Annotated in this window: 18 protein-coding genes and 1 riboswitch; of the genes, 9 read left to right on the forward strand and 9 right to left on the reverse strand. The window is 74.3% G+C overall.

All coding sequences use genetic code 11. The annotated features are described in order from the left end of the window. Positions 1-65: 65 nt before the first annotated feature. Positions 66-3,056, reverse strand: a complete 2,991-nt coding sequence (locus ACI792_RS02030; RefSeq protein WP_456601091.1) for a helix-turn-helix transcriptional regulator — start codon at positions 3,054-3,056, stop codon at positions 66-68. Positions 3,057-3,118: 62 nt separating this feature from the next. Next, the gene (locus ACI792_RS02035) at positions 3,119-3,244 is read right to left on the reverse strand and encodes a hypothetical protein (protein WP_456601092.1); all 126 of its coding nucleotides are present in this window, start codon (positions 3,242-3,244) and stop codon (positions 3,119-3,121) included. A 234-nt stretch (positions 3,245-3,478) separates the two neighbouring features. On the opposite strand from ACI792_RS02035, the gene ACI792_RS02040 reads away from it, so the two are divergent. Beyond that, entirely contained in the window at positions 3,479-3,724 is a 246-nt protein-coding gene (locus ACI792_RS02040) for a DUF6458 family protein (protein WP_456601093.1), read from the forward strand. A 344-nt stretch (positions 3,725-4,068) separates the two neighbouring features. Here the strand turns inward: ACI792_RS02040 and ACI792_RS02045 are convergent, their stop codons facing one another. After that, positions 4,069-4,788, reverse strand: a complete 720-nt coding sequence (locus ACI792_RS02045) for an LURP-one-related/scramblase family protein (RefSeq protein ID WP_456601094.1) — start codon at positions 4,786-4,788, stop codon at positions 4,069-4,071. Positions 4,789-4,838: 50 nt separating this feature from the next. Here ACI792_RS02045 and ACI792_RS02050 point away from each other — a divergent pair, with 50 nt between their 5' ends. After that, on the forward strand, positions 4,839-6,104 hold the full coding sequence (locus ACI792_RS02050) for an ArgE/DapE family deacylase (RefSeq protein ID WP_456601095.1): 1,266 nt from the start codon (positions 4,839-4,841) through the stop codon (positions 6,102-6,104). After that, the gene (locus ACI792_RS02055; RefSeq protein WP_456601096.1) at positions 6,101-6,733 is read left to right on the forward strand and encodes an HD domain-containing protein; all 633 of its coding nucleotides are present in this window, start codon (positions 6,101-6,103) and stop codon (positions 6,731-6,733) included. The genes ACI792_RS02050 and ACI792_RS02055 overlap by 4 nt, the downstream gene beginning before the upstream one ends. Here ACI792_RS02055 and ACI792_RS02060 read toward each other — a convergent pair. Further along, complete coding sequence (locus ACI792_RS02060) at positions 6,699-6,974, reverse strand: DUF4031 domain-containing protein (RefSeq protein ID WP_456601097.1); 276 nt, start codon at positions 6,972-6,974, stop codon at positions 6,699-6,701. The two genes, ACI792_RS02055 and ACI792_RS02060, sit on opposite strands and share 35 nt — an antisense overlap. A gap of 115 nt (positions 6,975-7,089) precedes the next feature. On the opposite strand from ACI792_RS02060, the gene ACI792_RS02065 reads away from it, so the two are divergent. The 3 genes from ACI792_RS02065 to ACI792_RS02075 all read left to right on the forward strand — a co-directional run bounded on the left by ACI792_RS02065 (position 7,090) and on the right by ACI792_RS02075 (position 9,651). Continuing rightward, a complete protein-coding gene (locus ACI792_RS02065) occupies positions 7,090-8,085 on the forward strand; it encodes a Gfo/Idh/MocA family protein (RefSeq protein ID WP_456601098.1) in 996 nt (331 codons plus the stop codon). 5 nt (positions 8,086-8,090) lie between these two features. Further along, entirely contained in the window at positions 8,091-8,918 is an 828-nt protein-coding gene (locus ACI792_RS02070; protein ID WP_456601099.1) for an SDR family oxidoreductase, read from the forward strand. Positions 8,919-9,021: 103 nt separating this feature from the next. Then, positions 9,022-9,651, forward strand: a complete 630-nt coding sequence (locus tag ACI792_RS02075; protein WP_456601100.1) for a hypothetical protein — start codon at positions 9,022-9,024, stop codon at positions 9,649-9,651. Between the two features lie 7 nt (positions 9,652-9,658). Here ACI792_RS02075 and ACI792_RS02080 read toward each other — a convergent pair whose 3' ends face one another. After that, a complete protein-coding gene (locus tag ACI792_RS02080) occupies positions 9,659-10,456 on the reverse strand; it encodes a DUF72 domain-containing protein (RefSeq protein WP_456601101.1) in 798 nt (265 codons plus the stop codon). A gap of 269 nt (positions 10,457-10,725) precedes the next feature. Here ACI792_RS02080 and ACI792_RS02085 point away from each other — a divergent pair, with 269 nt between their 5' ends. After that, on the forward strand, positions 10,726-12,789 hold the full coding sequence (locus tag ACI792_RS02085) for a fibronectin type III domain-containing protein (RefSeq protein ID WP_456601102.1): 2,064 nt from the start codon (positions 10,726-10,728) through the stop codon (positions 12,787-12,789). A 358-nt stretch (positions 12,790-13,147) separates the two neighbouring features. Further along, the gene (locus ACI792_RS02090) at positions 13,148-15,154 is read left to right on the forward strand and encodes a fibronectin type III domain-containing protein (protein WP_456601103.1); all 2,007 of its coding nucleotides are present in this window, start codon (positions 13,148-13,150) and stop codon (positions 15,152-15,154) included. A gap of 280 nt (positions 15,155-15,434) precedes the next feature. On the opposite strand, the gene groL is transcribed toward ACI792_RS02090, so the two are convergent. The 3 genes from groL to thrC all read right to left on the reverse strand — a co-directional run bounded on the left by groL (position 15,435) and on the right by thrC (position 18,973). Beyond that, positions 15,435-17,060, reverse strand: coding sequence for a chaperonin GroEL (groL, locus tag ACI792_RS02095; RefSeq protein WP_456579524.1), 1,626 nt, complete (start codon positions 17,058-17,060; stop codon positions 15,435-15,437). Between the two features lie 237 nt (positions 17,061-17,297). Beyond that, the gene (locus tag ACI792_RS02100) at positions 17,298-17,498 is read right to left on the reverse strand and encodes a cold-shock protein (protein WP_089306482.1); all 201 of its coding nucleotides are present in this window, start codon (positions 17,496-17,498) and stop codon (positions 17,298-17,300) included. A gap of 173 nt (positions 17,499-17,671) precedes the next feature. Further along, positions 17,672-18,973 carry a threonine synthase gene (gene thrC, locus ACI792_RS02105; protein ID WP_456601104.1) on the reverse strand — a complete coding sequence of 434 codons (1,302 nt, stop codon included), beginning with the start codon at positions 18,971-18,973 and terminating at the stop codon, positions 17,672-17,674. Between the two features lie 12 nt (positions 18,974-18,985). Continuing rightward, a riboswitch (SAM riboswitch) is annotated at positions 18,986-19,120 on the reverse strand. A gap of 58 nt (positions 19,121-19,178) precedes the next feature. Between thrC and ACI792_RS02110 the strand changes: the two genes are divergently transcribed. Then, complete coding sequence (locus ACI792_RS02110; protein ID WP_456601105.1) at positions 19,179-20,000, forward strand: HAD family hydrolase; 822 nt, start codon at positions 19,179-19,181, stop codon at positions 19,998-20,000. Positions 20,001-20,108: 108 nt separating this feature from the next. On the opposite strand, the gene ACI792_RS02115 is transcribed toward ACI792_RS02110, so the two are convergent. Beyond that, on the reverse strand, positions 20,109-20,975 hold the full coding sequence (locus ACI792_RS02115; protein ID WP_456601106.1) for an ABC transporter permease: 867 nt from the start codon (positions 20,973-20,975) through the stop codon (positions 20,109-20,111). Positions 20,976-21,051: the final 76 nt, after the last annotated feature.

Consider the following 21,051-nt stretch of genomic DNA (forward strand, 5'->3'; position numbering starts at 1 on the left):
CTGGAGAGTGGAGCCGTTGCATCCCACCTGCGCGGAGCCCTCCGGGCCCCACTCGGCGCGATCGATCACGGTGTCGGTAGCAGGCCCCGGCTCGCGGCGATGGCGACGGCCTCGGTGCGGCCGCCCGCGCCGAACTTGGCCAGGATGTTGCTCACGTGGACGCTGGCGGTCTTCTCGCTGATGTAGAGCTCCGCGCCGATCTGCCGGTTCGTGCGCCCGAGGGCCAGCAGCCGCAGCACCTCCGCCTCCCGCGGGGTGAGGACGGCGGAGACGTCGACCGTCCGGACGCCGGCGACGTCGAGCCTGCCGCGGCGTGCCAGCGCCTCGACCGCCTCCCGCAGCGGCCGTGCCCCCAGCCGGACGGCGACCTCGTGCGCGGCCCGCGCCTGCTCCCCCGCTCCGGCCCGGTCGCCGGTCGCCAGGAGCGCCTCGGCGAGCCGCCGGCGGGACCGCGCCTCCTCGTAGACGTGCCCGAACCCGAACGCCTCGACCGCCGCGCGCCACAGCTCGGGTGCGGCGTCCCCGCGCAGCCGGGCCGCCTCGGCCGCCACCCGGGCCTGCCAGGCCCTCGCCTCGACGCCCATCGTGTCGCCCCACCACCGCCGGTAGATCTCGACCGCCGAACCGGCGACGTCGACCAGCTCCCCACCGACCTCGGTCCACCGGGACTCCTCCGACACGTCCCCGGCCCCCCGGGCCGCGGCTGCGGCGTCGGCGACGGCAGCGAGCGCCGTGCCGGCCAGCCGCAGGACGCCCAGGTGGTCGGTCCACGCACGCTGCAGCCGCCCACTAGCGGCCAGGGCGACGTCGACGGCGGTCCGGGCGTCGCCCTGCCACGCCGCCAGATCGATCTCGGAACCGGCCGTGACGAGGTCGAGGAGCACGTGCGCGCCGAGGCGCGGGATGAGCCCGCGGGCCCAGTCGACGCGCTCGCGCGCGGCCGGCTCCCCCCGCCCGACGAGGACGAGGAGCCCGGCGGCGCGCACGTGCGCGGCCATCTCCGGCACCCGGGCCAGCAGGTCGGCCTCCGCCAGGCTCGCGTCCCACTCCCCGGTCATGTAGAGGGCCGTCACCTGCAGGTGCCGGAGCTCGGCCGGGTAGTACGACCACTCGATGCCGAGGTCGCCCGCCCGCCGCGTGCCGCACCGGGTCCACTCCAGCGCCTCGCCGATGCGGCCGGCCTCGAACGACACCGTGGCGAGGTTGAACAGCACCCGCATCTCGACGTCCACGTCTCCGGACCGCCGGGCCCGTGCCAGCGCCTCGTCCAGCCGGGCCCGGACCGCCACGGGGTCGGCTCCGGGCAGCGCGCGCACCTGGGTCACCGCGATGTCGGACCAGGCGCCCTCCAGGCCCAGCACGTCGGCCGCGGCCAGCGCCTCCTCGGCCGCCGCCTCCGCCTCCGCCAGGTCGCCCTTGCTGTAGCTCAACCGTGCGAACGTGGCCGCCGCCCACGTGCGCTCCTCCGACGGCGGCTGCGCGGGCACGAGCGCCATGGCCGCGGCGCTCTCCCGGTGCGCACCGGTGACGTCCTCGACGCGCACCATGGCCTGGGCGAGCGTGTAGTGCACCCGGGCGCGCCTGGCCGGGTCGCCGTCAGGGCCGAGCGCCTCCAGCGCTGAGCGGAGCAGGGCCACGGCGCGGTGGAGCTCCCCCACGGTGCGCGCGGCGGCCGCCGTCTCGGCCAGCAGCGCCGCCTGGTCCCGGCCGGCCCGCTCGCCCGCATCCGGCACGGCCGACCAGAGCGCGAGCGCAGCCTCGAGGTGCTGCAGCTGCTCGGCGGGGGCGCCCACGCGGCACGCGTGCACGGCAGCCTCCAGCGAGGCGGCGAACGCACCGGGGAGGTCGTTGCTCTCCCGGGCGTGGTGGGCCCGCTCCGCGGCGGTGCCGGCGTCGGGGTGCGCGTCCAGGTAGCCGGCGATCGCCGCATGCAGCCGCACCCGTTCGCCCGGGAGGAGGTCCGCCAGCACGGCCTCGCGGAGCAGTGCGTGCCGGAAGCGGTAGCGACCGTCGTCGGAGACGACGAGCAGGTGGTGGTGCACCGCCTCGGCGAACGCCCGCTCCAGCTCGTCCGGCGGCAGCTCACCGATCGCCGCGACCAGCTCGTGGCGCACCCGGCGCCCCGCCACAGCGGCCACCCGCAGCACCTGCTGGACGGCAGGGGAGCGCTGCTCCACCCGGGCCAGCAGGACGTCGGCCAGCGCGAGCGGGAGCCCCTCGCCGTGCAGCCCCGCGGCCAGCAGCTCCTCGGCGTAGAAGGCGTTGCCCTCCGCGCGGGCGACGACGTCGTCGATCGCGTCGTCCGGGAGCCCACCGGTGCGGAGCGCCAGGTCACGCACCAGCTGCCCGAGCGCCTGGTCGGGCAGCGGGGCGAGGTCGAGGCGCTCGACGCCCGGCAGCCGGACGAGCTCGGCCAGCAACGGGCGGAGCGGGTGCCGGCGGTGCAGGTCGTCGGCGCGGTAGGAGGCGACGACGGCGATCGGCTCGTCGGACAGCCGGGCCAGCAGGTAGCGCAGGAGGTCGCGGCTGGACCGGTCGGCCCAGTGCACGTCCTCGAGCAGCACCAGCAGCGGGCCGGCCGCCGCCAGCTCGCACAGAAGGCCCGCCACCGACTCGAACAGCTGCAGGCGGCCGTCCTCGACCGGCTGCGGAGCCGCCCGGTGCGGGAGCGGGCTGCCGAGGTCCTGGCCGTCCGCCGGGGGACGCACCGGCACGACCGCACCGGGGCGGCCTGCGATCAGACCGGCGAGCACCGGGTTCTCGCGGGAGGCCGGCGCCAGGTCCGGGTCGGCCGCCACCGGGCGCAGCAGGTCGACGAAGGGCAGGTAGGGCAGCCCGACGTCGCCGAGGTCGACGCAGTGCCCGGTGAGCACCCGTAGCCCGCGCTCAGCTGCCCGCCGGCTCAGCTCGTCGAGCAGCCGGGTCTTGCCGACGCCGGCGTCGCCGGCGAGCAGGGTGGCGCACGCCCGTCCGGCGACGGCCCGCTCCACCTGCGCGAGCAGGTGGGCGAGCTCCTCTGCCCGGCCCACGAGCGGGGCGTCGTCCCAGCGAGACACGGCAGGGATCGTGGCACGCGGGGGTGACCGATCGGGCCCGGCGCCACCCGGCCGGGGTGTGCTCAGCGCGAACGCCGGGGCCTGCGGAGCCACGGACCGCGCCGGGTCCGCGTGCCGCGACCGAGCTCCTGGAGGACCTCGCGGCGGTAGGCGAGCTCGGCCTCGAGTCCGGGGTTGGGGTACGTCATGGTCGTTCCTCTCATCGGTTCGGACGAGGAGAACGGTCGTGCTGAGGGGGGACCCGCGACATCGGGCGACCACGCCGTCCCCGGTAGCGGTCCCCGCCTAAGGGGGCCTCAGACCCACCCGTCGGGGTGACATCGGGGGCAGGAGCGGTTCACCGCCCGGCGCGCGGGAACCGTCGCCCCCGCGGCGAGCGCCGCAGGCCGGCGCCTCGCCGGCCGCCACCGGAGGAGTTCGTCATGCGACTCGGAACCGCCATCGTGCTGCTCGCGCTCGGCGCGATCCTCACCTTCGCCCTGCGCGTGGACGTCAGCGGCGTCGACCTGCAGGTCGTCGGCTGGATCCTGATGATCGTCGGTGCGCTGGGCATCGTCCTGGAGCTGGCCGTCTGGGGCCCGCGCCAGCGCCGGGTCACCCGCACCGACGCCTACGGCGACCCGGGCGGCGCCCCGGTGCACCGGAGCACCACGGAGGAGTCCTACTGAGCCGACCCGCTCGGCGAAGACGCGAGAGCCCCCGCCCGGAGGGCGGGGGCTCTCGTGCGTCGAGGTCCGGACCGGATGACGGCCGCCTCGCGGCGAAAAGCACAACACGGCTCCAGGCCCCCGACCGAGGTCGGGGCGGTAGTCCGTGAAGGCGTAACCAAATGGCACCCGGGGGCACGATGCACCCGGTCCGGACGGATTCCACCGTACGCGCCGGAAGGACCGGCGTCATGTCGCGGGACGTGGCCGTGGACCGGCTGGTCGGGTCGTTCCGCGTGGGCCCCGGAGGGGTCCGCGCAGGTCGGGACGGCACCTGGCCGCGATGCGACGCGGACCGTCGCAGGTCAGTTGAGGCCGCGTTCGTCCTGCTTGAGCGCGGTGTCCACGGTCAGCGCGGAGGCGATCACCATGCTGGCCAGCGGCTCGGGCAGCCGGTAGTGCACGAGGACGACGTAGCGGTCGGCCGTGGTGAACATCGTCCGTGCCAGGCCCTCCCACTTCTTGGTGATCCGGGCGACCTCGACGCCGGCCGCATCGGTGATCGCGAAGTCCCAGGCCCGCCAGTTCTCCGCCTGGATGGCGCCGACCGGCCGCCCACCGGCGACCAGGTCGAAGCGGATCTTCCCGAAGACGTTCGCCTGCACGATCTCGCCGACCGGGGCGCCGTCGGGCCGCTCCACGACCACCCGCGACCTCACGAACTTCGCCGGCCGGGTGAGCACCAGCACCGGCCCGCGGGCGTCCCGGACCTCGAGCCGGTGGGTGAGGAACTGGTCGAGGTTGGAGACCAGCCGCACCGCCTTCTTGAGCGAGCTCTGCCCCACCTGGACGACGGCGCCGATCTGCTGCCCGCTCCCGTCCAGCACGGCGTACTCGTTGGTGAGCTCGATCAGCTTCGTCCTCTGGTTCACCAGCAGCACCGGCTGGTCGTAGAGCGACGGGCCCGCGGCCGGGGGCGCCGCCTGCCGGGCGTGCTCGGTCCACCCCTGCCCGCCCCACCACCGGGTGCCTCCGCCGCCGGCGGGATCGGGATACCAGCCGGGCGGCGGCGGGGGCTGCGTCACGGCCGTCACGCTAGCGCCGGTCCCCTGCTGCCCCGTGCCAGACTCCGACCGTGGCCGACCTGACCGACGTGGAGGCCCGTGTCCTCTCCGCCGTCGACGAGCGGTGGGCCGTGGACCGGCTGGCCGCGATGATCGCCGTCCCCTCCGTCGGGGGCAGCGCTGCGGAGAGCGAGGTGCAGCACCTGCTCGCCAGGTGGCTGGACGAGCTCGGCTGCGACGTCGACTGCTGGCCCGTCGACCTGGCCGAGGCGGCGGCCGCCGCCGACGCCCCCGGCCAGGAGGTGGTGCGCACCGAGGCGTGGGGCGTCGTCGGCACCGTCGGCGGCGAGGGCACCCCGGCGCTGGTGCTCTCCGGGCACACCGACGTCGTCCCGCCCGGCGACCTCGACCTGTGGTCCGGCGACCCCTTCGTCCCCCGCTTCGCCGATGGCGCGGTGCACGGCCGCGGCGCCTGCGACATGAAGGCCGGCGTCGTCGCCACCCTCGCCGCGGTGCACGCCCTGCGGACGGCGGGGGTCCGCCTGGCCCGCCCGCTCGCCCTGCACGGCGTCGTCGGCGAGGAGGACGGCGGCCTGGGCGCCTGGGCCGCACTGCGGCGCGGCCACACCGGCGAGCTGTGCGTGATCCCCGAGCCCACCGCGCAGGCCGTGGTCACCGCGCATGCCGGCGCGCTCACGTTCCGGCTGGAGATCAGCGGCCACGCCGCGCACGCCGCCATGCGCGACCGCGGGGTGAGCGCCGTCGAGCTGTTCGCGCACGTGCACGCCGCGCTGCTCGCCTTCGAGACCGAGCGGCAACAGGATGCCGACCCCCGCTTCGGCGACGCCCGCTTCCCCTACGGCATCTCCGTCGGGCGGGTGCGGGCCGGCGACTGGGCGAGCTCGGTGCCCGACCGGCTGGTGGCCGAGGGGCGGTACGGGGTGCGCATCGGCGAGCCGGTCGAGGCGGCGCGCGCGGCGCTGGAGACCCGGCTGGCGGAGGTCTCGGCGACGCACCCGTGGCTGGCCGAGCACCCGGTGCGGCTCACCTGGGTCGGCGGGGCGTTCGCCAGCGGGGAGCTGCCGGCCGGGCACCCGCTGCTGCCCGCGGTGCGGGCCGCGGTCGTCGACGCCGGCGGGCCACCACCGGTCGAGCGCGCCCTCCCCGCGGGCACCGACCTGCGCCTCTACGCCGCCGCAGGCATCCCGACGCTGCACTACGGCCCGGGCGACCTGCACCTGGCCCACGGCCCGCAGGAGCAGGTGCCGGTCGCCGAGCTCGTCACCGCCGCCCGCGCCTTCGCGCTGCTCGCGCTGCGCACCTGCGGGGCCCGGTGAGCGGCCCGGTCGGGTTCGAGGCCTGGGCCGCGCTGGCCGGGGACTCCCCCATCTCGCGCACCGAGTGGGCCGCGGTCGTCGCCGCCTGGAGCGAGCCGCACCGCCACTACCACGACCTCGCGCACCTGGCGGCCGTCCTCGGACTCCTGGAGCGGCTCGCCGCCGGCGTCCCCGACCCGGACGCCGTCGCCCTGGCCGCCTGGTACCACGACGTCGTCTACGACCCGCTGCGCCCGGACAACGAGCAGGTCAGCGCCGAGCGCGCACGGGCCGGGCTGCGCGGGCTGGTGCCCGAGGAGCGCGCGGAGGAGGTGGCCCGGCTGGTCCTGCTCACCGCCGGGCACGACCCCGAGCCCGGTGACGCCAACGGGGCCGCGCTCTGCGACGCCGACCTGGCGGTGCTCGCGGCACCTCCGGCCGCCTACGCGGGGTACGCCTCGGCGGTCCGGGCCGAATACGGGCACCTCTCCGACGAGGAGTTCACCGCCGGGCGGATCGCCGTCCTCGAACGGCTGCTGGAGCTGCCCCGCCTCTACCGGCTGCCCGCCGCCGAGGAGTGGGAGCCGGTCGCCCGGGCCAACCTGACCGCCGAGCTCACCCTGCTGCGGGCGCGCGCTTCCGGAGCCTGAGGCCCGCGGCGAGCAGGCGCGCCAGCAGCTCCCGGGAGCCCACCGGCAGGGCCCCCGCGGCGACGGCGATGTCGTAGAGGTCGGCCGGCACGTCGTAGTGGTCGCCCTGGAACGCCCGCCGCGGGATGCCGAGCTCGGCGGCGACGAAGGCGTGCAGCTCCTCGTAGGAGACGTCGCTGACCAGGTGGGACCACATCCGCCCGCGCCAGGGCCACACGGGGCTGTCGATCAGCACGGCCACGGGGAGCAGTGTGCCGGGCCGCGACTAGCGTCTGCCTGGTGAGGCGAGCTTGCGAGCCCACCCAGATGCACAGCAGTGGCGCGAAGCGAGCGACGAGCGCCAGCGAGGAGACCAAGTGAGCGCAGAGATCCGCTGGGGAATCGTCGGGCCGGGCCGCATCGCCGAGAAGGTGGTCGAGGACTTCGCGGTCGTCGACGGCGCCCGCGCCGTGGCCGTCGCCTCCCGGTCCCAGGAGCGCGCCGACGGGTTCGCCGCCCGGCACGGCCTGGAGCGCGCGTACGGCTCCTACGCCGACATCCTCACCGACCCGGACGTCGACGTCGTGTACGTGGCCACCCCCCACCCGCAGCACCACCAGTTCGCGCTGGCCGCGCTGCGCGCCGGCAAGGCGCTGCTCGTGGAGAAGGCGTTCACCGCCACCACTGCCGGCGCCACCGAGGTCGTGGACCTGGCCCGCGGGACCGGCACCTTCGTCATGGAGGCGATGTGGACCCGGTTCCAGCCGGCCGTCGTCGCGCTGAACGAGCTGGTGGCCGACGGCGCCATCGGCGAGGTGCGCTCGGTGCAGGCCGACCTCGGCGTCGCCCGCGAGTACGACCCCGTGGACCGACTGTTCGCGCTCGAGCTCGGCGGCGGCGCCCTGCTCGACCTCGGGGTCTACGTCGTGAACTTCGCCCAGATGCTGCTGGGCACCCCCGACCGCGTCGTCGCCACCGGCTCGCTCTTCCCCTCCGGCGCCGACGCGGAGGCCGCGATCCTGCTCGGCTGGAACGACGGCCGCAACGCCGCGCTCACCACGTCGCTGAAGTACGCCCTGCCGGGCGCCGCCCGCGTGGTCGGGACGACGGGGTGGATCGACGTCGTCCCCCGCTTCCACCACCCGCAGACGATCGTGCTGCACCGCGCCGGGGCCGATCCCGAGGAGATCACCCGCCCGCAGACCGGCGCCGGGTACGCGCACGAGCTGATCGAGGTCACCGAGTGCCTGCGCGCCGGCCGGACGGAGAGCGCCGTGATGCCGCTGGCGGACACGCTCGTGGTGCAGGACGTGCTCGGGCAGGCCGCCGACCAGCTCGGGGTGCGGCACGCGGAAGCGGTCGACGTCCTGTGATCGTCGTGACCGCCGCCGGCGGGGCCACCGGCACGGCCGTCGTCCGGGCGCTCCTCGCCCACGGCGAGCGGGTCCGGGCGGTGGTGCCCTCGCGCAAGCCGCGGCCGCAGCTGGACGGCCTGGGCGCCGAGGTGGTCGTCGGCGACCTCACCGGCGACCCGTCCCCCGCCCTCGCCGGCGCCGACGCCCTCTACCTGATCTGGCCGAACTTCGACCCGGCGGAGGCGACCGGCGCGCCCGCCGTGCTGACCGCGGCCGCGCGTGCGGGGATCCCCCGGCTCGTCTACCACTCGGTGCTCCGCCCCCAGGCCCGCGCCATGCCGCACCACGCGGCCAAGGACCGCGTCGAGGAGTCGCTCGACGGCGCCGTCGCCGGCACGCCCGCGCGGTGGCGGGTGCTGCAGCCCTGCGCCTACGCCGACAACCTCGACGGCGCGCTCACCAGCGCCGTCGCGACCGGCGAGCTGCGCAGCCCGTGGGGCCTGGAGCGGGCGCAGTCGTTCGTCGACCTGCGCGACGTGGCCGACGCGGCCGCCGTGCTGCTCACCGAGGACGGGCTGGACAGCGGCACCTTCGAGGCGGTGGGCCCCGAGGCGCTCGCCGCCCCCGACGTCGCCACGCTGCTCACCGCCCGCTCCGGGCGGCCGGTCACCGCCGTCGACGTCCGCACCGAGGACGACGGGACCTACGCCGGCCGGTGCCGCACCACGATGTTCGACTGGTACCGGGCGCACGGCTTCACCGGCAGCCCGCGCGTGCTGACCGCGCTGCTCGGTCGGCCACCGCGCACGTTCGCCGAGCACCTCGCCGACCGGGTGCCGGCGGGCCGCTGACCGTCCCCCGACCGGGTGGCACGGCTGCAGGGGCCCCGGGCGCGTGCCGATGGGAACAGGAACGGCCGTACCGACGGCCGCCCGCCCGAGGGGATCGACATCCATGGCTCTGCTCGAAGGTCTGGCCGCACTGGCGGCGAAGTTCGCCGGCGCCAGCACGGTCGCCCAGGTGGCGACCGGCGTCGGCATCGCGACCGCCGGGGTCACCGGCGCCGGTGCCGTCGGCGCCCTGCCCACGCCGGTGCAGGACGCCGTCGCCAGCACGGTCGCGACCGTGACGCCGTTCGAGTTCGCCGGCTCGGAGGACGAGGTGACGGCGACCGACGAGGGGACCGACCGCGACGAGGTGGACGCCGAGGAGGAGACCGCCCCCGTGGAGCCTGTCGAGGCGGAGCCCGTCCTCGGGGAGGAGACCGTCGAAGAGCAGCCCACCGAGGGCGACGTCGTCGAGGACGAGAGCGCCGACGAGGAGGCCGGGCTCCGCGGCCTCGACAACGCCATGGCGCACGCCGACGAGCACGCCCGGGAGGCGCTGGCTGCGGCCCAGGCCCGCCAGGCGGCCAACGACGCCGAGAAGGCCGGCCGCGAGGCGGCCCGGGCCGCGGACACGGCCGCCCGCGATGCGGCGAAGGCGGCCCGGGACGCCGCCACCCCGGCCGCGGAGACCGTCGGGAAGAGCACCGGCCAGCCCGCCGGCCAGGGTCGGGGGAACCAGGGCCGCGGCGGGAACTGACCTCCGGTCAGACGGGAGCCTGCTGCTCGGGCTCCCACGCCAGCCCGGTCGCCTGGGCTGCGGTCGGCACCCGGGTGGGTGCCGACCCGGCCCGGCGCACGGCGTCGGCGAAACGCACCGCGTCGATCACCGCGTTGCAGCCCGGGTCGTTGTTGAAGTAGACGAGGACGTCGCTCTCGCCGTACGCCGCGGCCAGCCGGTCGGCCCACAGCTGCAGCGTCTCCCGTCGGTACCCCCAGCCCTCGAACCCGTGGTGCAGCCGCAGGTAACCCCAGTCGGCGGTCCGCCAGAGCGGGGCCACGGGCTGCTCGTCGCGATCGGCCCAGCACAGCGCCGCCCCGTAGCGCTCCAGCAGCGCCCGGACCTCGTCGGTCCACCACGTCTTGTGCCGCGGCTCCACCGCCACGCGGGTGCCGGCCGGGAACTGCGCCAGGCACTCCCGCAGCAGCTCGGGGTCGGCCTTGAGCGTGGGTGGGAGCTGCAGCAGGACCGTGTCAAGCTTGTCCGCGAGCCCCTCGGCGCGGCCCATCAGGCGGGCGACCGGCTCCTCGGGCTCGCGCAGCCGCTTGATGTGGGTGAGGAACCGGCTGGCCTTGACCGCCCACCGGAAGTCCGACGGGGTGCGCGCGCGCCACTTCTCGAACGTCGCCCGCTCCGGCAAGCGGTAGAAGGCGTTGTTGCTCTCGACGGTGGCGAAGTGCTGGACGTAGTGCTCCAGCCACAGCCGCTGCGGCAGCTTCTGCGGGTAGAAGGCCCCGCGCCAGTCGCGGTACTGCCACCCCGACGTCCCGATGATCACCGCCATCCCCGGCCGCTACCCCGTACCGCGGTGGCTGACGCGACGACCGCCCGCGCCCCCCGTATTGGGGGACGGCGGCACCCCTCTGCTCGGCTGCCGGGGTGTCCGGTCACGGACAACCGTGTGGCGTACCAGACCTGGCCCACGACGGGGTGGGCACGGCGGGAACCGCGGAGTTGGACATGACCAGTACAGCAACGACCCCGAGAGGTGGTCGCGGGGGTGCGCACCGCGCCGTGGTCCCCCGTGCCCCACGATCGAGCCGCAAGCGCCTCATGGCCGGAGGGCTCAGCGCGGCCCTGGCCACGAGCGCCATCATCACGTTCGCCGCCGTGGCCGAGGCGGGCACACCCCCGGCCGGCCCCGGCAACATCGAGATCTTCAACAAGCGCAGCATGGTGGCCCTCGAGGGCTACACCGCCCAGGCCGGCCAGGAGGCCACGGTCGAGGTGATCCGCGGGAGCGAGATCGTCGGCATCGGCCGGGGGACGATCGACGACACCGGCTTCTTGGAGTTCAACCACCCCGGCGGGGAGTGCTGGATCGGGGTCACCCCGAACATCAAGCCCGGCGACGAGGTCAAGGTCTCGTTCAGCGGGGCGCTGTTCACGGACTCCGCCGTCACGATGTCGCCCACGGTGACCTCCGTCGTCGGCAGCAACTTCGTCGCGTCCGGCGAGGTGGTCGAGGGCGACCCGGAGACCCGCGTGCGCGGCACCGGGACGGTCACGATCAACGGGACGTACGACCCCGCCGACCCGTGGTTCGACCCGGCTCGGTTCGTCATCGAGACCGTCAACCCGGACAACAAGGACGACAAGACGCCGCCCGGGGAGGACCCGGGGCTGGTGGACGCCCGAGCGATGGGCATCACGCTCGTCCCGGACGCCGAGCACCCCAACGGCGAGCCCGGCCTGTGGGACGCCACTGCCACGATCGACCCGGCGACCGGCACCTGGTCGGGCACCTACACGCTCTACACGGAGGCCGACTACGACCGGACGCTCGCGGGCGACCACGTCGCCGCCTCGTGGATGGCGGAGTCGGGTGAGCTCGCCCTCGGCCTCACCCAGAACGAGTTCGAGGAGATCCCCGGGCCGGGGATGGGCGGCTGCCCGCCGAGCCCCGACGGTCAGGTGCCGACGGCCCCGACCACGGCTCAGCTCTCCTCGGCCACGGGTTCCACCTCGGTGGACGTCACCTGGGAGCCGGCGGCGCAGCCTGCCGACGCTCCTGAGGTCACCGGCTACCGGGTGGCCGCGATCGGCGGTGCGCACCTCGAGCAGGAGGTCGCGGAACGGACCGGCGCGACCGCCGTGTCCCTCGACGGCCTGGAGGCCGGCGCCTCGTACGAGATCATGATCGAGGCGTACAACGGCCGCTGGTCGGCGGCACAGTCGGTGGGCTCGATCGTGGTCGGCTCCGGTGGCGGCACGACCACGCCGACCGACCCGACGACCCCGACGGAGCCGACCACCGCCCCGGCGGCGCCGACCGGGCTCGCAGCCGAAGGCACCGGCCTCGACAGCGTGACCGTCACCTGGGCCGCATCCCCGGCGGAGGACGCGGTGACCAGCTACACCGTCACCGCCACCGCGGCTTCCGGCGAGCCGGTGACCCTGCCGGTGACGGCGCCCGCGACCAGTGCGACGCTCACCGGGTTGGCGTCGGGGACCGTGTACGACATCACCCTCACGGCCACCAACAGCATCGGCACCGGTGCAGCGGCCGGTCCCGTCCAGGCCACCACGCTCAGCACGGCAGCGCCGAGCTCGACCACGGTGAGCCGGGTCATCTCGGGCCACGAGCGGGTGACGATGGAGTGGTTGGCAGCCACCCCGGGGAACTCCGCCAGCCCGGTGACCGGCTACGAGCTCTCGGCCACCCCGGTCGACAGCACCGGAACTGCCACGGGTGAGTCGGTGACGGCCTCGGTCGGCGCCGTCACCACGGGGACCATCTCGGGCCTGACCAACGGGACCACCTACCGGCTCGACGTCGTCGCCGTGGCCGGCGAGTCGAGGGGCCCGGCGGCGACCTTCGCCGACGGCCACCCCGGGACGGTGGTGCCGAACGACGTGCTGACCGTCGGCAGGGCCCAGTTCCGGGACGACCGCAACGAGTACCGGATCACCGGCACGGCTCAGGACACGACCGCCAACACCGTGACCATCCGGCTCAGCACCGGCGAGCTCGTGGCCCAGAACGTCGCGGTCACCGACGACGGGGCGTGGTCGGTCAGCACCCGCAACGGCCCGCAGGCCACGCCGGGGGCGACGCTCACGGTCACCTCGTCGTCCGGGGGGAGCCTGACGGGGGTGCCGATGGAGCGCCGCTGACCACCACGGTCGTGGCGGCGGCAGCGACCGCATCCCGCCGCCACGACCGGACGCCGAGGGCCCGTCACCGTTCCGGTGGCGGGCCCTCGGCACGTCGGCGTCCGCGCTCCTCCGGGTGATCGGCCGGGATGCCTCCTTTTGGGGGGTGCACGGCCCCCCACCCCTCGGCTGCCCCAGGCCCTCCGGCTGAACCACGGTGAGCACGTTCCCTCGACCGAGGCGACCACGGCTCACTGCGGAGACAGCCATGACCAGGACAGGACCGACCACCGGGCGTGGTCGCAGGGGACGGCACGGACCGGTGACCGCCCCCACGACCGGAGCCCTCCATCCCACGACCAGGACCCGCCGCGCCACGATGGCGGGTGGCCTCGCCGTCGTCACGGCCGCGGGCGTCCTCGCGACCCTCTCGGGCGTAGCGAGCGCCGGCACCCCGCCGGCCGGACCGGGCAACATCGAGGTGTTCCCCGACCGCGACATGATCGCCATCGAGGGCTACACGGCCCAGGCCGGCCAGACCGCGAACATCACCGTCCGGCGCGGCGGCCAGGTCGTCGGGACCGCCTCCGGCGAGGTCGACGCCACGGGCTTCCGGGAGTGGAACCACGACTCGGCCAGCTGCTTCACCGACGTCACGCCCGACTTGCAGGCCGGTGACGAGGTGTCGCTGTCGTTCAGCGCATCGCCCCTGGTGGACGGCATGCAGGTCAGCTCGGCACAGATCACCGAGGTGATCGCCAGCGAGCCGGCCGAGGGCAACGTCAACTCCGTCACCTACAACGGCACCTACGGCAGCGACGTCAGCCTCGACCGCTTCGCCGTCGAGGTCGTCAACCCGACCATGCGCGACGAGGGCGCCATCGGCGAGCGGGCCATCGGCTGGAGCCCGAACGAGGTGCCGGACGAGGCGCCCACCGGCTACACGGTCTCGGGTACCGCGGAGAACGGCGTGTTCTCCGTGACCTTCGCCGACATGTCCGCCTCGGACCAGCAGTTGGTGTACGAGGGCCAGGCCGTGGCCCTGAGCTGGATGGCCGACGCCACCACGGTCGAGCAGCAGCTCGGCCTCACGCTGGCCGAGTACGGGCTGGCCAGCGGCGGTGCTCCCGGCTGCCCCGCCGGCCCGGACGGCGCGCGGCCGCCCGTCAGCGAGTACTCGACGGTGTGGAACGCCGACGGGACCTCGGCCACGGTCACCTGGGCATCCGCGACGCCGGTGCTCGGTGGTGACGCGGTCACCGGCTACAGCGTCACCGCCGTCGACCAGACCACCCAGCGGCAGGAGGGCTACCGCGTGGGCGCGAACGCCACCCAGGTCGTCCTGGACGGGCTCACCAGCGGCGCGCTGTACGACATCGAGGTCCGCTCGATGGTCGGCAACGAGATGGGCGCTCCCTTCGCCCTGGCCGGGACGATCGCGCCGCCCAACGAGGACGGCTCGGCGGACACCACGGCGCCCGTGGTGACCACGACCCCCGCGCTGACCGGCACCACGGCCGTCGAGACCGCCTCCCTGACGCTGGCCACCGACGAGGGGACGCTCTACTACACGACCGACGGCAGCCTGGTGACGACGGTGGAGGGCGGCAACGTCCCGTCGGCCACCGCGACGCTGTACACGGCGCCGATCCCCGTCACCACGGCCAACACGACCGTGAACTACGTCGCCATCGACGCGGCCGGCAACGCCACCCACGGCTCGGGTGTGGTGTCTCCGGCGCCCGCCGCCGCGGCGGTCGCGCCGACGGGGCTGGCGATCACCGGCTTCAACGGGTCGGGGGTCAACAACGACGCCGGCCGGGTCCGCCTGGCGTGGAACCCGGTGACCGACGCCACGGAGTACCGGGTCCGCGTGTCACTGCGGACGGACGCGACGGCCACGACTTCGGCCACGGTCGTGCTCCAGCCCGAACGGGACGTGGTCGTCACCGGCACCACGGCCGAGGTGACCGGTCTGCCGAAGTCCGAGCCGGGGACGAGGTGGGTCTTCCGCGTGCAGTCGAAGACCCCGGCCGCGACGACGTACTCGTCGCTGTCCCCGGGCGTCAACGTCGTCCTCCCGGGTGACGACGTCGCCATCGGGCTGGCGCAGTTCCGGACCGGCGACGAGTTCCGGATCGACGGCTCGGGCACCGTGCCCGGGGCGACGATCACGGTGCACCGCACCAACACCGCGGGCACCGGGCCGGCCCTCAACCCGATCGCCGGGTACCCGACCGGTGTCGTCGGTCCGATCGAGGCTCCGGAGGCCTCCGGAGCCTGGGCCATCACCGTCGACCCGGCCCCGGCGACCGCACCCACGGAGATCTGGGTGAAGTCGAGCGAGGGCGGGGTCTCCGGACCCTTCCCGGTCGAGGTGCGCTGACCGCTCCACCAACCGAGGGCCCGTCACCAGCCGGTGGCGGGCCCTCGGCCTGTACGGGCCGGCCGCACACCGGACGCCTGCTTCTCGGATGTCGGGGTCCGGGCGGCGCTCCGGAGCCCCGCTTCGCGGAAGTCGCGCCGCACGCCGGCGGCGACAACCCCGGAGACGCCGACAGGGGCGGCCCCGCCGAAGCGGGACCGCCCCTGCTGGTGAGGCCGTGGAACGGCCTCGTCCAGAGGCTCACCCCGAGCGTGCGAGGGGTGAGGAGGACGAGGTCCTCTTAGAAGTCCATGCCGCCCATGCCATCGCTGTTCGGCATGGCCGGAGCGTTCTTCTCCGGCTTGTCGGCGATGACGGCCTCGGTGGTGAGGAAGAGCGCCGCGATGGAGGCGGCGTTCTGCAGCGCCGAGCGGGTCACCTTGGCGGGGTCGATGATCCCGGCGGCGACCAGGTCCACGTACTCGCCGGTGGCGGCGTTGAGGCCCCAGCCGGTCTCCGAGTTGCGGACCTTCTCCGCGACGACGCCACCCTCGAGGCCGGCGTTGATCGCGATCTGCTTCAGCGGCGCCTCGAGCGCGACGCGCACGATGTTGGCACCGGTCGCCTCGTCACCCTCGAGCTCGAGCTTGTCGAACGCGACGGCCGTGGCCTGCGCGAGGGCGACGCCACCACCGGCGACGATGCCCTCCTCGACGGCCGCCTTGGCGTTGCGCACCGCGTCCTCGATGCGGTGCTTGCGCTCCTTGAGCTCGACCTCGGTCGCGGCACCGGCCTTGATGACGGCGACGCCACCGGCCAGCTTGGCCAGGCGCTCCTGCAGCTTCTCCCGGTCGTAGTCGGAGTCCGACCGCTCGATCTCGCTGCGGATCTGGTTGACCCGGCCGGCGATCTGGTCGGTGTCCCCGGCACCCTCGACGATCGTCGTCTCGTCCTTGGTGACGACGACCTTGCGGGCACGGCCCAGCAGCTCGAGGCCGGCGGTGTCGAGCTTGAGGCCGACCTCCTCGCTGATGACCTGGCCACCGGTGAGGATGGCGATGTCGCCGAGCATGGCCTTGCGGCGGTCGCCGAAGCCCGGCGCCTTGACGGCGACGGACTTGAAGGTGCCACGGATCTTGTTCACGACCAGGGTCGCGAGGGCCTCGCCCTCGACGTCCTCGGAGATGATGGCCAGCGGCTTGCCCGACTGCATGACCTTCTCCAGCAGCGGGAGCAGGTCCTTGACCGAGCTGATCTTCGAGTTGACGACGAGCACGTACGGGTCGTCGAGGACGGCCTCCATGCGCTCGGCGTCGGTGACGAAGTAGGGCGAGATGTAGCCCTTGTCGAAGCGCATGCCCTCGGTGAGCTCGAGCTCGAGCCCGAAGGTGTTGCTCTCCTCGACGGTGATGACACCTTCCTTGCCGACCTTGTCCATCGCCTCGGCGATGAGCTCACCGATGGCGGGGTCGGCAGCGGAGATCGACGCGGTCGCGGCGATCTGCTCCTTGGTCTCGACGTCCTTGGCGGTGGCGAGGAGGTACTCGCTGACCGAGGCGACGGCGGCCTCGATGCCCTTCTTCAGGGCCATCGGGTTGGCGCCGGCGGCGACGTTGCGCAGACCCTCGCGGACGAGCGCCTGGGCCAGCACGGTGGCGGTGGTGGTGCCGTCACCCGCGACGTCGTCGGTCTTCTTGGCGACCTCCTTGACGAGCTCGGCCCCGATCTTCTCCCAGGGGTCCTCGAGCTCGATCTCCTTGGCGATGCTCACACCATCGTTGGTGATGGTGGGCGCGCCCCACTTCTTCTCCAGAACGACGTTCCGGCCACGGGGGCCGAGCGTCACCTTGACGGCGTCGGCGAGGGTGTTCATCCCTCGCTCGAGGCCGCGGCGTGCCTCTTCGTTGAACGCGATCATCTTGGCCATGTGGTGATGTCCTCCGAGCGTGGATCGCTGCACGGCCGGTTGGTGCCCGCGACGGACGACACCAGCGGCGTGGACGCTCCTTCGGTCCACCGACCGGTGCCTCACCGTTCCGACCTGATTGGCACTCAAAGGGTACGAGTGCCAGAACCGAGTCTGGCACTCCACCCCGGCGGGTGCAAGGACGGACGGAGGCCCGGCCCCCTCGAGGGGGACCGGGCCTCCGGTGCCGCGGGTGTCTCAGGCGCTGCGGACGGCGTCGGCCTGCGGGCCCTTCGAGCCCTGGACGACCTCGAACTCGACGCGCTGACCCTCGTCGAGGCTCTTGTACCCGTCCATCTGGATGGCCGAGTAGTGGACGAAGACGTCCTGGCCGCCGTCGACGGCGATGAAGCCGAAGCCCTTCTCGGCGTTGAACCACTTCACGGTGCCCTGTGCCACGTGTGCTCCCACGTTTCGTGCGTGCGGACGGCCCCTCTGGATCGGGGGACCGGGCCTAGCTCTTCCGCCCGCATATCACGAACATGGAACTGGAACCGCGCGAGAAGGTACATCAGCACCCACCGGGTGCACGTGGTTCTCCGCCGCTGTGTTGCCGGATCGGGCGACGCGGATCAGCCGATGAGGCCGGCGGCCCGCACCGACTTCAACGACGGCTCCACCCGGTGGGTGGGGCCGACGACCGGCTCGAGCGGGTCGAGGGTCTTGAGCCCCTCGCCGGTGTTGAGGACGACGGTCTCCTTGGCCGGGTCGAGCTGCCCGCCCTCGACGAGCTTGCGCAGGACCGCGACGGTCACGCCGCCGGCGGTCTCGGCGAAGACGCCGGTGGTGCGGGCGAGGTCTCGGATGCCCTGCACGATCTCGTCGTCACCGACGCGGGCCACCGCACCCCCGGTGCGCCGGATGGCGTCCAGGGCGTAGGGGCCGTCGGCGGGGTTGCCGATGTTCAGCGACTTGGCGATCCCGGTCGGCTTCACCGGCTTGACGACGTCCCACCCGTTGTCGAACGCGGTGGCGATCGGGTCGCACCCGGCCGACTGGGCGCCGAAGATCCTCCACTCGGACGCCTCGACGATGCCGGCCGCGGTCAGCTCGCGGAAGGCCTTGTCGACCTTGGTCAGCAGCGAGCCGGACGCCATGGGGATGACGACCTGGGCGGGGATGCGCCAGCCGAGCTGCTCGGCGATCTCGTAGCCCATCGTCTTGGAGCCCTCGGCGTAGTAGGGCCGGACGTTCTGGTTGACGAACGCGGTGTCCTCGAACTCGTCGGTCTCGCCGAGCTCGCTGGTCAGCCGGTTGACGTCGTCGTAGGAGCCGTCGACGGCGACCAGCGTCTGGCCGTAGACCGCGGACTGGACCACCTTGCCGGGCTCGAGGTCGCTCGGGATGAAGACGAACGACGGCAGGCCGACGCGGGCGGCGTGCGCGGCCACCGAGTTGGCCAGGTTGCCGGTGGAGGCGGCGGCGATCTTGGTGTAGCCCAGCCCCTTGGCGGCGGTCGCGGCCAGGCTGACCACGCGGTCCTTGAAGGAGTGGGTGGGGTTGGCGGAGTCGTCCTTGACCCAGAGGCCGCCGGTGAGCCCGAGCTCGGCGGCGAGCCGGTCGGCGCGGACCAGCGGGGTCATGCCGGGGTCGAGCGTGACCCGGTCGGCCGGGTGCTGGCCCACCGGGAGCAGGGCCACGTACCGCCAGATGTTCTGCGGCCCGGCCTCGATCTGCTCGCGGGTGACGGCCTTCATCAGCTCGGGGTCGTAGTCGACCTCCAGCGGGCCGAAGCACTCGGCGCAGGCGTGCTGGGCGATGAGGCCGAACGTGGCGCCGCAGTTGCGGCAGACGAGCCCGCGGGCCGGACAGGGTGGCACCGGGCCGCCTGCGCTGGAGTCGGCCTGGGCGGAACCGGGAGCGGTGAGGGTCATGCGACGACTACCTCCTCATCTTCCCCGCTGCGGGCCGTCGAGCCGCGCGGGACGGAATTGGCACCTCCCGCCCGTCGCGCGGAGCGCTGCAGGCGGCGGTTGCCGGGGCTTCATCGGGCCGTGTCCCTCTGCCCCTCTGGATGAGTGAACGGCGTGGACTCTACCCAGTGGCGCGCGGCGCCCGACGGCCGGACAGGATGGCCCGGTGAGCGCGCGCGTCGTCTACACCGACCTCGACGGCACGATGGTGGGGCCGCGGGGCTCCTTCTGGCACACGGAGGGGCGGGAGCTGACCGACGGGCCGGCCGGCGCGCTGCTCGACCTGCACCGCGCCGGGGTGGCGTTGGTGCTGGTCAGCGGCCGCACCTACGAGCAGGTGGTGGAGGCCGCGCGCATCTTCGCGGCCGACGGCGCGATCGCCGAACTGGGCGCCACCATCGGCTGGGGCTCGGGCCGGAACACCCACCGGCTCCGCGGCGCGCTGCCCCCGCAGTACGGCGACCGGACGCCGATGGAGGTCATGGCCGAGCTCGGGATCGTCGAGGACCTGTTCGCCGAGCACCCCGGCCGGATCGAGTGGCACGCGCCGTGGCACGCCACCCACGCCGCGGACGCGCTCCTGCGCGGCCGGCTGGACCCCCTCGCCGTCGACGCCTGGCTGGCCGAGCGGGGGGCGGGCTGGCTGACGCTGAAGGACAACGGCTCGATCCAGCGGGCCTCCTGGATGGGGCTGGATGCCGACGCCGGGCCCCCGCGGGTCTACCACCTGATGCCGCGCGGCATCTCCAAGGGCGCGGCGATCGCCTGGGACCTGGAGCGGCGCGGCCTCTCCCCCGCCGACGCCGTGGCCATCGGGGACAGCGTCAGCGACCTGGAGATGGCGCCCGCGGTGGGCCGGTTGTGGATCACCGCGAACGGCGCCGCCGCCGACGGCATGGCCGACGCGCTGGCCGCCGTCCCGAACGCCTCGGTCACCGCTGACGCGATGGGCGAGGGCTGGGCCCAGGCCGTGCGGCAGAGCCTGTGACGCCGCGTCGTGCCGAGTGGGCCCCGGAGGGGTCCGCGCAGGCGCGACGCAGCGGCTCCACGCCGGCCGGGACGGCACCTCGCCGCGGTGTCGCCGGCAGGGCGACAGCTACGACGTGACGTCGCGGCGGGCGAAGTGCCGGAAGCCCAGTGCGGTGAAGACGGCGATGTAGACCAGCGACTGGATGACGCCGCGGAACAGGTCGCCGTCGTCGACCGGCGTCTGCAGCAGGTCGGTCCAGGCGAACTCCTCCGCCGTCGGGAACCAGTCGCGGATCGAGCCCAGCTGCTCGACCTGGTCGAGGATCGCGAAGACGACCATGGTGAACACCGCGCCGCCGACCGCGGCCAGCGGCGCGTCGGTGATGGTGGAGAACCAGAACGCCAGCGCTCCGACGACGAGCAGGTGGACGGCGAGGTAGCCGAGCATCCCGGCCAGCCGGAGCATGCCCTCGCCCTGGTCGATCCCCACGCCGACCGGCGTCCTGATGTCGCCGAAGCCGAAGGCGATGCCCCCGGCGACCACCGCCACCGCCGCGAGCGTGAGCAGCGCGGCGACGGACTGCACCAGCGCGGCCAGCCACTTCTGCCGGAGCAGGCGCATCCGCGGGACCGGGGTGGCCAGCGCGTACCGCAGCGACCCCCACTGCGCCTCCACGGCCACGGTGTCACCGAAGAACAGCGCGTAGACCACGACGAGGAAGAAGCCCGTGGTCGCGAACAGCACGAACAGGGTGAAGTTCAGCCCGCTCGCCGTCGCGACGTCCACCAGGTTGATCCGGGTGTTCTCCGCCGCCTCCTCGCTGGCGCCCAGCTGCAGCGCGGCGATGAGCACCAGGGGCAGCGCGACCATCAGCGCGAAGACGCCGAGGGTGCGCCGCCGCTTGAACTGGCGGCGCAGCTCGACCGACAACCGCAGCGTGCGCTCGGGCCGGTAGCCGGCGACCGCGCCGGTCGGCTGCACGTGCTCTGTCATGGCTGGACTCCGGCCTCGATCCGCTCCCCGGTCGCTGACGCTCCCTGCGAGGCCCCCTCGACCGTCGTCCTCGCGG

It is taken from the genome of Blastococcus sp. SYSU DS0669 (assembly GCF_054050895.1).